General features: G+C 57.4%; 12 protein-coding genes. 10 read left to right on the top strand and 2 right to left on the bottom strand.

From position 1 onward, the window contains the following. Positions 1-35: 35 nt before the first annotated feature. Positions 36-389 carry an aspartate 1-decarboxylase gene (panD, locus tag NLM33_RS36795; protein WP_254103335.1) on the bottom strand — a complete coding sequence of 118 codons (354 nt, stop codon included), beginning with the start codon at positions 387-389 and terminating at the stop codon, positions 36-38. A 47-nt stretch (positions 390-436) separates the two neighbouring features. Then, entirely contained in the window at positions 437-1,432 is a 996-nt protein-coding gene (bioB, locus tag NLM33_RS36790; RefSeq protein WP_254103334.1) for a biotin synthase BioB, read from the bottom strand. Positions 1,433-1,546: 114 nt separating this feature from the next. Between bioB and NLM33_RS36785 the strand changes: the two genes are divergently transcribed. From NLM33_RS36785 to NLM33_RS36740, 10 genes are all read left to right on the top strand, one after another. Next, complete coding sequence (locus NLM33_RS36785; RefSeq protein ID WP_254103333.1) at positions 1,547-2,179, top strand: GntR family transcriptional regulator; 633 nt, start codon at positions 1,547-1,549, stop codon at positions 2,177-2,179. A 156-nt stretch (positions 2,180-2,335) separates the two neighbouring features. Beyond that, positions 2,336-2,671, top strand: coding sequence for a Dabb family protein (locus tag NLM33_RS36780; RefSeq protein WP_254103332.1), 336 nt, complete (start codon positions 2,336-2,338; stop codon positions 2,669-2,671). Between the two features lie 110 nt (positions 2,672-2,781). Then, positions 2,782-4,176 (top strand): aminodeoxychorismate synthase component I, encoded by a 1,395-nt coding sequence (gene pabB, locus NLM33_RS36775; RefSeq protein ID WP_254106085.1) that lies wholly within the window; start codon positions 2,782-2,784, stop codon positions 4,174-4,176. Next, positions 4,173-4,757 (top strand): aminodeoxychorismate/anthranilate synthase component II, encoded by a 585-nt coding sequence (locus tag NLM33_RS36770; RefSeq protein WP_254103331.1) that lies wholly within the window; start codon positions 4,173-4,175, stop codon positions 4,755-4,757. The genes pabB and NLM33_RS36770 overlap by 4 nt, the downstream gene beginning before the upstream one ends. Before the next feature lie 402 nt (positions 4,758-5,159). After that, positions 5,160-6,482, top strand: a complete 1,323-nt coding sequence (locus NLM33_RS36765) for a lysine N(6)-hydroxylase/L-ornithine N(5)-oxygenase family protein (RefSeq protein ID WP_254103330.1) — start codon at positions 5,160-5,162, stop codon at positions 6,480-6,482. Further along, entirely contained in the window at positions 6,479-7,726 is a 1,248-nt protein-coding gene (locus NLM33_RS36760) for an MFS transporter (RefSeq protein ID WP_254103329.1), read from the top strand. Before NLM33_RS36765 ends, NLM33_RS36760 begins: the two co-directional genes overlap by 4 nt. 21 nt (positions 7,727-7,747) lie before the next feature. Further along, positions 7,748-8,527 carry a phytanoyl-CoA dioxygenase family protein gene (locus NLM33_RS36755; RefSeq protein ID WP_254103328.1) on the top strand — a complete coding sequence of 260 codons (780 nt, stop codon included), beginning with the start codon at positions 7,748-7,750 and terminating at the stop codon, positions 8,525-8,527. Positions 8,528-8,551: 24 nt separating this feature from the next. Continuing rightward, a complete protein-coding gene (locus tag NLM33_RS36750; RefSeq protein WP_027527285.1) occupies positions 8,552-8,881 on the top strand; it encodes a cupin domain-containing protein in 330 nt (109 codons plus the stop codon). Between the two features lies 1 nt (position 8,882). Then, positions 8,883-10,472 (top strand): class I tRNA ligase family protein, encoded by a 1,590-nt coding sequence (locus tag NLM33_RS36745; protein WP_254103327.1) that lies wholly within the window; start codon positions 8,883-8,885, stop codon positions 10,470-10,472. 7 nt (positions 10,473-10,479) lie between these two features. Next, a complete protein-coding gene (locus NLM33_RS36740; RefSeq protein ID WP_254103326.1) occupies positions 10,480-11,661 on the top strand; it encodes a PLP-dependent aminotransferase family protein in 1,182 nt (393 codons plus the stop codon). Positions 11,662-12,022 lie beyond the last annotated feature (361 nt).

Below are 12,022 nucleotides of genomic sequence, written 5' to 3'. Positions count from 1 at the left end.
GCGCAGAAAAACGGCTTCGAATGGCCGCTCGGCGATCAAACCGGCGATATTCGATTTTCTCGATCAACCAACACAACGCGCGGTCTGAATGTTTTTGCTTCCGCCTCGTCAAAGGAGGCATATGCAACGATGATAATTTTGTCTCCGGGTAGCGCCAGGCGCGCAGCCGCACCATTCAGGCCTATGATGCCCGACCCCTGCGGCGCCTCGATCACATAGGTGGCGAAGCGCGCTCCGGTTTCGATGTTGTAGATTTCAACGCGCTCGTTGACCAGGAACCCTGCCGCCTCCCGCAGTGTACGATCGACTGAAATCGAGCCTTCATAGTGCAGATCGGCTTCGGTCACCGAGGCGCGGTGAATTTTGCCTTTCATCAAGGTAATTTGCATTTCTCACCTAAGCGCAAAAGAGTTTGCAGCTCGCCGCCGTGTTTCGTTCAGGCAAGTCCGGATGTGATGCCGAGCCTGGTCAGCAACTTTGCGTCGTGATCGGCTTTCGGATTTTTAGTCGTCAACAGCACGTCCCCGATAAAAATTGAATTTGCACCGGCCAAAAAGCACAGCGCTTGCAACTCGTCGGTCATGGCATGCCGTCCGGCGGACAACCGCACGACGCTCTTCGGCATCATGATCCGGGCTGTTGCGACCAGACGCACGAGCGCGATCGGATCCGGACGCTCCGCGCTGTCATTGACTGGAACCCCCTTGACCTCGTTCCAAAGATTGATCGGCACGCTTTCCGGAGGTTTTCGGAGATTAGCGAGCAGGACGAGCATGTCGAGACGGTCCTCAACGCGCTCGCCCATGCCGATAATGCCGCCACAGCAGATCTTGATGCCGGCCTCGCGCACGTGCTCAAGCGTGTCAATTCGGTCCTGCAGCGTGCGGGTTGTGATGATCCTGCCGTAGAACTCAGACGAGGTGTCGACGTTGTGATTGTAGAAGTCCAGCCCCGCCTCGGAAAGCTGTGCCGCCTGCTTCGGTGTCAGCATGCCGAGTGTGACGCAGGTTTCCATGCCAAGGTCTTTGACGGCGCTGACCATCTTGCAGACCCGATCGAGATCACGGTCTTTCGGAGTGCGCCAGGCCGCAGCCATGCAGAAGCGGGTTGCGCCAGCCTCCTTGGCACGCTGCGCGGCGGCGACCACATCGGCGCAATCCATCAGGCGGGTCGCTTTCACCCCCGTCTCGTAGTGCGCGCTCTGCGCGCAGTAGCCGCAGTCTTCCGGGCAGCCGCCCGTCTTGATACTGAGCAGACTTGCTGTTTCGACGTGATTTGGATCGAAGTTATCGCGGTGAACGCTTTGCGCACGAAACATCAGCTCAGCGAACGGCAGACCATAGAGCGCTTCGGCCTCGCTACGCTTCCATTTGCGGCCGACCTGCGCGAGCTCGCAGCTTCCGTTCCGGTCAACTCCAACAGCAACATCCATAGTCCTTGAACCCGTAATCATAGATAATTATGTGAATTATCTATCGTCATCGACATTGGATCGATGCTAATCGATGTGCTATCGGGGCGCACCCATTTTTCCGATAGATAATCTATGATGAGTGAGAACAGGACGACTGCTGGACGCATCGCAGAGTCGATTGGTGAGCGCATTATCAACGGCGCTTTGCAGCCGGACTCGCCGCTCCGGCAGGATCATGTCGCACGGGAATTCAATTCGAGCCACGTCCCGGTGCGGGAGGCTTTTCGACAATTAGAGGCTCAACATCTTGTCGTGAGTGCACCTCGCCGCGGCGTGCGGGTCGCTCCGCTCGACACGAATTCGGTGAAAGAGATCGCCGAGATGCGTGCGGCGCTCGAGGTGGTCGCGCTACGCAATGCAGCCCCAAAGCTCTCATCGATCCATCTGGCACGCATTGAACTTGCCCTGATTGAGGGAGACAATGCCAAGACGATTGAGGAGTTTGAGATGGCCAACCGGGCCTTTCACTCCGCCCTGGTTGCGCCCTGTGCGATGCCGCGTCTGCTTGCAAGCCTCGACGAACTACAGCTTGCAAATTCTCGGCTGGTGTTCGCGATGGCGCGGACGGCAGGCTGGCGCCCACGGTCCAACCAAGATCACCGCCTGATTTTGCAGGCCCTGCGAAGTCGCAACCTTGATCAAGCCTGTAACCTGCTCGCGCGTCACATTCAAACCATTGAACGCCTGGCCCTTCCGACGTCCTGATCGGGAAGAGGCTCTTGGGTGTTCAGTTGCAGCTTGCGAGGCGCGACACTGTCAACAATCGATCGTCAACCAGCGATGCAGTAGCGGGGCGTTGCAGAGGGCTCGATCCCAAGTTAGTCATGCGCCTCATCTCTGATAGCAACGCTAGAGCCATCCATGATTCGTCACATCGTTTTATTCACCGCCAAGGATGAGGGGCACATTGACGGGATAATCGAAGGCCTCTCGGTTCTCACGACTATCCCGCATGCACGCCGGCTCGAGGTTGCTCGCAATTGCAAGAGCGACCAGCTCGGAAACGACATCGACGTCATCGTCTATGGTGAATTCGACAACGAGGCGGAACTCGCAGCTTACAAAGCGCATGATCTATACCAGGAATCGATCAGGCGGGTACGCCCACTCCGCGAGCTGCGGTACGCGGCAGACTGCAATGTATCGACCGATGTGCGTTTGCTCACTCGCCGCGCTGTGTCCACTGGCGGAGACTAAGCTGACCGCCGGTTTCATGAGCTCGCGGGTTCCGATCGAACGTCGCTATTGTTTGGCGCGGGCCGTAGATCGCGGCGCGCGGATGCCATTCGTTAGTGACTGACAGCCCGATGCACGTCCGCGAACTGCCATGGATTGCCCCTGTCACAGCGATGCGGCGCCTCGCCCGCAGGCCCCATCTTACGTTTCTTGATAGCGCAGCAAGCCACGAGATACTTGGGCGCTACTCATATCTGACCTGCGACCCGTTCGGCACCTATATCGTCGCGGAGGGTCGGGCGAGTTGGAACGGAGAGGTTCTTGACGACGGCCCTTGGGAAGTCCTTCGCACGCTTCTTGCGAGGTATCGGCAAGAGCATCGCCCTGATCTGCCGCCCTTTCAGGGAGGAGCGGCCGGGTTCTTTGGTTATGATCTGAACAGGACACTGGAGCGATTGCCAGTTCCGGCAGCCTCCGGACATCGTTTGCCTCAATCCATCTTGCATTTTTATGACGTGGTCGTCAGCTACGATCACCGTGGGAAGAGATGCTGGATCGTGTCTACAGGATGGCCGGAGCAGGATCCCGCACGCCGCACCGCGCGTGCATGCCGTCGAGCCAATGAGTTTGCAGCTCTCCTTGCCAACTCGACCTCGCCGCGAAATGAGGCCCACGGCGCAGTCGGACCATGGCAATCGAATTTCAGCCGCGCGGCCTACATTGCGGCTGTACAGCGCGTCATCGATCTGATTCTGGCTGGAGACATCTTTCAAGCCAACATTGCGCAGCGCTTTAGTACGCGCTTGCCGACCTCATTTGATCCTGTTGCCTTCTACTGCCAACTGCGATCAATGAACCCCGCACCGTTTGCAGCGCTGCTGCGCAACGGCAATCTCACCATTGCATCGAGCTCGCCGGAGCGATTCCTGAAACTCGACGGACGACGGGTCGAAACGCGCCCCATCAAAGGCACGATCGCGCGCTCTACTGATTCCAGGGAAGATCAGCGTCGCGCTCAAATCCTGGTCACATCCGACAAGGATCGTGCCGAGAACATCATGATCGTCGATCTCCTACGGAATGATCTGTCACGTGTTTGCACTCCGCATTCGGTCGACGTTCCTGCGCTGTGCAATCTCGAAACCTATGCCTCGGTGCACCACCTCGTATCGGTCGTAACTGGTGAGCTTGCAGCGGACCAAGACGCCATCACCCTTCTTCGTGCCTGTTTTCCGGGCGGCTCCATTACCGGGGCGCCGAAGGTCCGATCGATGGAAATTATTGCGGAAATCGAACAAGTCGCACGAGAGGTCTATTGCGGAGCGATCGGCTTCATCGCCTTCAGCGGCCACATGGATACGAATATTGCGATCCGCACTGTCACCATCGACGACGGCATGGCCGTGTTTCACGCAGGTGGCGGGATAACGGCGATGTCGGATCCGGCGGCCGAATACGAGGAGACACTCGTCAAGGCACAGCGAATGTTTGACGCATTTTGCGCCAATTCTTCCGGTGATTCGTGATTGTCATCATCGACAACTACGACTCCTTCGTCTTCAACATAGCCCGCTACTTCCGTAGGCTCGGTGAAGCAACGGAAGTGATCAGGAATGACGCGATTTGCATCGACGATATTGTTCGTCTCAAGCCGCGCGCCGTGGTCATTTCCCCCGGTCCCTGCACCCCAATGGAGGCCGGAATATCGACTTCGGTCGTTCGCGACCTTTCAGGTCGTCTCCCGATTTTGGGCATCTGCCTTGGGCATCAATGCATTGGTAGCGTTTTCGGCGGAACGGTGGCACGTGCACGTCGCCCCATGCACGGCCGGTCCTCATACGTTACGCATGACGGCAGAGGGCTATTCGAAGGACTTCCTTCGCCCCTTTGCGTGGGGCGCTACCACTCACTCGTTGTGGAGATCGATCAGTTGCACGCGTCGCATCTGATGGTAACGGCGCGTTCGGACGAGGGCGAGATCATGGCGCTTGCACATCGCGATCAACCTACCTACGGCGTGCAGTTCCATCCCGAATCAATACTGACCCACCAGGGCGAGGCTCTGCTTAGAAACTTTTTGTGGCTCGCAGAGTATTTCCAAGCGTGACGGCGGGCTTTCCTCTCGTACGCCTCCGCCGCAGTCAGGCGACGGCATCCCCAACATTTCAAATCGTATCGCATTCTCGACCCGTTGGTTCGGTCAGCAACCCATAGAGCGCGCTTTCAACAGCCGAGGCGCGCGCTTAGGGCACGACCGGTCACCACCGTAACCTATATCCGGGCAGCGCTTTACGCGGTCTTCCATCGTTTCGCTTTCCATGAAACTGCTCCGCAGGATAAGCGCGGTTTTCGGTCTGTGAGGAGACGCACCGCACTCCAAAGCATCCGGTTCACTGCGACATAAAACAACTTGTATCTCACGCGGTGTCAGATTGTAGGCTTCCATACGCAGCAACTGACCGCCTTTCTCAAGCGGGGAAGACCTTAACCAAGCGCGAGAGAGAGCTTCGTGGATACGCTGGATGTCATTGGCGTCGGGATCGGTCCGTTCAATCTCAGCTTGGCAGCGCTGATTGAACCTACCCCGCTACGCGCACTATTCCTGGAGAAGCGCGGGGCATTTTGCTGGCATCCGGGACTAGCGCTGCCGAACAGCCGCCTGCAAGTGTCGCCATTCAAGGATTGCGTGACCTTGGTCAACCCCACCAGTCCCTATTCTTTCCTGAATTACCTCGCACAAAACGGACGGCTCTACAGTTTCATCAACAAACGCAACGCCTCGACCTCTCGGCGGGAGTTTACTGACTATTACCAGTGGGTCTCACGTCAACTCGGCACGGTCCGCTTCAACGAGGAAGTGGTCGACATCGCCCCCTTCAGGGACGCCTATCGCGTCAGTACGAGCACAACCACATACCTTGCGCGCGCCGTGGTGATAGCAGTTGGCGTCGAGCCAAAGATCCCCCGGTGCGCTAAACCTCTCATTTGCGCTACTATCTACCATGCAGCTGACTATCTTGATCGAGACCCACCACGCAGGAACGAGCATGTGCTCGTGGTGGGAGGTGGTCAAAGCGGCGCGGAGATTGTCGAGCACATGCTCAATCGCCCCGATGTTCCCCGGATTACCTGGGTCACTTCGCGCTCGAACCTGTTTGCAATGGACGATACCAGCTTCGTCAACGAGGCCTATATGCCCGGTTATAGCCGGCGCTTTCACGCCCTGCCGCTTCAGCACCGTCGTGCCATCATTGAGCGGGAAAAGCTGACAAGCGATGGCATTTCTGCCGAATTGTGCAACCGCCTCTACGACATTTTGTATGAACGAGACGTGGAAGGTGCGCTTCTTGAGAGCTTTCATTTACTCCCCAGTGTCGTTCTGAAGCACATCACGCCTCTCGACAAGCGCTGGCTAGTCGATCTGGCCGGTCTTTTCAGGCAGCAGCATCACAGTATCGTCGTTGATCGCATCGTGCTCGCCACGGGCTTCCAACCGCGCACGCCTCTCTTTCTGCAGTCGCTCCTAGGCAGCGCCCACATGGAGGACGACCTGCCCGTGCTCGGTCCGGACTACGCGGTCAGCTTCATGCAGCAAATGCCGGGACCGGTCTATTTGCAGAATCAAAGCCGTCTGCAGCACGGATTGCAGAGCGCAAATCTGTCGCTGGTGGCGTACCGCAACAGCCTCATTATCAACAGCCTCCTCGGGCAGCCGTTTTATCTCGATCAATCTGGGCAACTCCTGGGTGATTACGAGAGTCCGGACGATGCAGAACTGAACGATCTATCGGATGCAATGACATCGGCAGAAAACATGAGCGCGATCACATGAACGCGGCACGGTCCCCTATCTTGCGTATTGTCGATGTGCCCCCTGGAGCTGCGGACCGCCTCGCTAGCAGACTGCCCTTCCGCGCCTCCGGACCATTTTTGCTCGCGTCTAGTGTCATTGCTGCAGCCTATGGCACGAGCTTCGTGCTGCCGGAATATGTAGAAACCCTCGGTATGGAGCACGACGTCGCGGGCTCCATGATCTCAAGTGGCATGGTTGCGACAATCGTGTGTTGCTGCCTGGCAGGCCGTCTTGCTCAGCGTATCGGCATTATGCAGACGATGGCTGCCGCCACGGTCGTGATGGCGCTCGCCATGGCAGCTTTTGCCGCCGCAGTGTTCGACACGCGAATAGCTTATTTAGGCGGCATGCTCGTCGGTGTGGGATGGTCAGTGTTGTTCATCCTGTCGCCGCTGCAGATCATCCGCCATCTGCGCCCCACAGCCCGTATCCAACATCTGACGATCTTGTCTGGCGCACAGATGGCCGGGCTTGGCCTAGCGGCTCCGCTCGCCCACTTTCTGGCAGAATACACGGGGTCAATGGCGATCATGTACGCACTGTTCGCGATGGCCTGCGCAGTCGCGGCCATCTGCATAGGCGTGGCACGAAATGCCATGTTGAGCATCCCCTCGGTGCCGATGCCTCACATCGAGATCACCTTGGGCACGACCATCGCCCTGCTTCGACACGCGACGGCCGCACCGATCCTCATGATCGCGGTTGCCGCCTGCATCTTCTCGGGGCTATCGACCTATCAGAGCGCCTATGCAGCATCACGTGACCTCAATCCCGACCTCTTTTTCCTAGTATTCACCATTACCAGCGTGGCGCTCCGCTTTTCTGTCGCCCATACGCTGGACCGAGTGCCCGTACACCGGCTTGCGCTCGCGCTCTTTATCGCGACCGCCGCCTCCTTGGCGTTGTTGCTTATTAATTCCGGCGATGAACTGCTCTATATTCTGGCCGCCGCAATCTTCGCCACAGGCTACGGGCTCAGCTATTCCACCCTTAATGGAATGGCCGTCAATCTCGCTGGCGAGCGTGGGCTCTCCGTACCGGTTACCTCACAGATCTTCACCTTAGCCTATTTTCTCGGGTTGTTCGGCTTTCCGTTCCTTGGAGGGCAGTTGATCCGCGAATTTGGCCTTGAAGCGATGTTGCTCACGCTATTGGGTGCGACCGCCTTTAACGGAGTGCTCGCAACCGCACTCCGCCCGAAGGCAACAACTGGCTCTCTGTAACATGAGAAAGGAGCTCACGACATGCTGACCGACGCACAAAAGGCGAAATGGCATCAGGATGGATATCTTCGACTCGAAGGCTTCTTTGATGCACCTACGCGCGACAGGATCTCTGGTTTCGTCGAGAACGTCTCTCGCTGGGAAGTAAGCAACGACAAATGGATGATGTGGTTCGAGAAGACCACAGATGATCGCAAGATCATCTCAAAGGTCGAGAACTTCCTGGACTACCATGATGCGCTACGCCAGACGCTGCTGGCCGACGGTCGCATTTGCACCGCGATCGAGAAACTACTCGATGAAGACACGCGGATGCTGAAGGAGCTGCTGATCTTCAAGTATCCCGATAGCGGCGGGTACCGCCCACATCAGGACATATATCACATCCCCCACAAGCTCCCGGAGCGAATGGTGCATGCCGTAGCAGCCGTTGCGATCGACGATTCGGCTCCTGACAATGGAGGCCTATTCTTCACCCCTCGGCGCCATAAGGAGGGAGTATTTCCCATGGATGCCGGCGGTGTCATCAACCCGGAAGTGGCCGAGAGCTTTGAATGGGAACCGGTGTCGTGGAAGGCCGGCGACGTGTTTATTTTCGACGACTACGCGCCCCACTACTCACTACCGAACAAGAGCGATCGCTCTCGTCGCACGCTCTATTTGGTGTTCCAGCGGGCATCCACTGGCGGTCCTGATCGTGCCGAATACAACCGGATGAAGCGTGCCTATAATCCACCGGAGGGCAAGATCGCTGATCTCCAAGATCTAAAGACGCCTAACGGCATATTCTATCGCGAGTGATCGCTACTCTTTAGGAAAGACGACGTGTACACGAAGCAGATCGATCGCTCCCTGATGCGAACCGAATACGGCGTACTGGTTTGTCGCTTGCTGGAGCATTTGCCGGACGATCTCAGCCCCGAGTTCGGTGCCTCAGTCGTTGAGGTCACCCCCGGTGGCGCGGTCGATCTGCACGCGCACCATGAGCACGAATTATGGGTGCTGATTTCCGGTGAGGGAGAGTTCGAGGCCTCCGGGCAGATCCGGTCGGTCAAGGACGTGACTTTGTTCTACATGCCCCCGCACCAGACCCACGCCATCCGCAATCTCAGCCAGGAGAACACTCTGAAATTCCTCTCGATCTGGTGGGATTGACATGCGCACCTATTTCGTATGTCCGGCTCCCCCATGCCCCAATGGTAAATTACATCTCGGTCACGTCGGCGGCGTATACTTGCTCGCCGACATCTTCGTCCGCTTTCAGCGTATGGCCGGCCATCGCGCGCACTATATCACGGGCGCAGATGAGCATGGCACATATACGCTTCTAAAGGCACGAAAGCTCGGGCAACCCGTTAGCGAGGTCGCGCAAAAGCATATTGACGAAATCCTGCAGTGCCTGCGTGCGGCTCACATCACGCCTGATGTCTTCGTTCGCACGTCCAGCGAGATACACAAGGAGAACGCGCTAGCGATTTTCCGCGAGCTGCAGGAGGCCGGTTACGTTGAGGTCCGCCAAGGTGTTCAACTCTATTGCGAGCATTGCGATGAATTTGTCGCGGACTCGCTGGCAATCGGGAATTGTCCGGCATGCAATTCAGCGACCGACTGTAACTTGTGTGAGAACTGTGGCCTGGCAATTCGCCACGACACATTATGCAATGCCCGGCACACCACCTGCGGCCACAATCTTGTACTAAGGCCCGTTGAGCAGGCCGTGTTCGATACGCCCCGCCTCGCCCAGGCGCTGGACGCAGCCATTGGACAAAGCGCATGGCCCGAGGCCGTGCGGGAGAAGGCGCGAGCTTGGCTCGCCACCGATGTGCATGGTTTGCCGATGTCGCGCCACTTCAGTCATGGTGTGGAGCTACTAACCCCAGAAGCCTTGTTCGGCCAAACCCTGCTCACATGGTTTGAAGGCTTATGGTGCTTCGACACCGGAATTCGTGAGCAATGCGCCAATGATTTTCTGGACGCCAAATCAACCATGCACGACCCTAGCACCCGCCTTATGTTTTTCATGGGCCAGGACAATCGCTTCTACTACACGATAGGTGTGACCGGCGCCCTGCTCGCGCGTGGCTATCCTATTCCCACAAACCACTCGATCCAAGACTTCTACAAGCTCGAGGGCGAAAAGTTTTCGACCAGTCGCGACCATGCACTTTGGGCAGACGAAGTGGCGCACGCGGTGGATCCCAATGTACTTCGTTACGCGCTTGCTCAAATTGCACGGCCATTCGGCACTGACGAAAACGAGTTTAATGTTGACGGGTTGGTCACGGCGGCATCACAGCTTCGGGTCTGGGAAGATGCATTGCGCCAATATGCCAACAACGCACGCACATTGGACAGCAGACGCCTGAGATCTCGTTTGCGCATCCTGGCTCAGCGTTACGCGGATGCAATCGAGGAACTCCGATTTTGGGATGCGCTTGATATCGTCGATGGGTACTTCGAGGTAGCCGATTTTGCCCGTGACAACAGCGGCATGTGGAATGCCATGGAACTCTCGCTGTTCCTGAGCCTACTGTACCCTGTGGTACCTGAACTTTCGATCCGATATGGCCGGCATTTCTTCGGTGCAGCATGGCAGCCGTCCTTCGGGAAGCTGGCGGCGAAAGCTGGCCTGCCACCAAAGATAGACTTCCCACGCCTCAGCGCCGCGGTACCCACGCATTTCATCGCAGCGTACAATGAGCGTTTTCGCCGGCGCCAGCTAAGTGAGATTGCAGGATATGAATGAGCAAGCCATGAACTCGCCTGTCTCGACGCGCAGCTCCCTCGCTCAGGGCTTTGCGCCGTTCAACTACTCAGCTACGAAGCACGCCATCAATTTCGGGTATGGGCTTCCCGATCCGGCGATGTTCTCAGAGTTGGCCTGGCCGGACGCATTAAGCCAAAATACCGGCGTCGCCACCGCTGATCTGCTTCAATATACGGATGCGGTCGGTTTGCCCAAGCTCCGAACAAGGCTCGCACAGCGTTATAATGTGCAGCATCAGGAGGTTATCCTTACCGCTGGTGCTTCACAGGCTCTGCAACTGATCTGCGATACCTGGCTCGACCCGGGCGATGTGGTCCTGACCGAGGACCCGTCTTACCTGGGTGCACTGCGCATCTTTTCGATCGCGGGGGCCACCATCCTCCAGCTTGGGATGAGCGCCGATGGCGTCGATCTGAACGAGCTTGAATCGACCTTGCGCCGCAATGCCCGCGTGAAACTTTTCTACACGTCGCCAGCATTTCATAATCCGACCGGGCGCCAGATATCGCGCGACCATATGGCCCGCCTTGCAGCGATGCTAGCCCAGCATGGGGTGGCGTTGGTACAGGATCTCGTCTATTCGGAGTTGCCGTACAATGGTGCAGCTGATTGGCTGCCGCCAGGCGGCAACGTCATAAATATCCACAGCATCTCCAAGCTGGCTGGACCGGGATTGCGAGTGGGTTGGGTCCTTGCAGATTCGGATGTCATCACCAGGTTGGCACGCCTCAAATGCGACGGCGGCGTCAGCCCTATTGTCAGCAATATTGTTTTATCGTTGCTGCAGTCGGACGCACTTGATACGCACATTGTGCGACTACGCCAGCATTATCGTGCCAAGCGCGACAGCTTGAACACGTTGCTGCAGGATAGCCGGTTTTGCGAGCCAGACTATCTCCTTCCAAGCGGCGGTTTCTCGTTTTGGGTACGGCTCGCCCCTGGACTTGAGGCTGAAGCTTTCATTGAGGCTGCGCGCTGCGAGCACGACGTGCACCTTGTGCATGGCCGTCATTATGGCCCACGAGGTGGGCAGCATGTACGCCTGTGCTTTAGCTACCTTCCCACGAATTTGATTGAGGAGGGATTAGCGAGATTGGATAAGCTGCATGCAAAGCTGTGCACGAGATCGCTACGGGCGCTCGCGGAAAATGGCCGATGCGAACTGTGATATACCCCGAGTTTTACCCAGTAATGACGCGCCGGTCCAATACGTCTGCGAGCTCGAGGGGTGGCTCCATCAACATTCGTTTTCAGGACTAATTGCCTCCCGAACGGGAGGGATGACTTCCAACGTCCGGCAACGACGGTCTTCGGCTATAAGCGCGGGTTGGGGTGACGACTAGCCGAGCAAAGCGTTCAGGACTAAGCTACAACAGCAGCGCCAGCTCGGCGAAGATTAGACCGGGCCTATTTATTGGTCCGCCGCAGCGCCAATCACGTTGGCCGTGCCAGTCTCGTAGCGATAGATTAGATAAGATATCGGCGGCCGAGATGGCCGTCACCCTTCATGCGACCAGTCTACGGGGTCC

Origin of the sequence: Bradyrhizobium sp. CCGUVB1N3 (assembly GCF_024199925.1) — a bacterium.
Lineage (GTDB): Bacteria > Pseudomonadota > Alphaproteobacteria > Rhizobiales > Xanthobacteraceae > Bradyrhizobium.
This window is presented reverse-complemented; position numbering and strand designations above follow the sequence as displayed.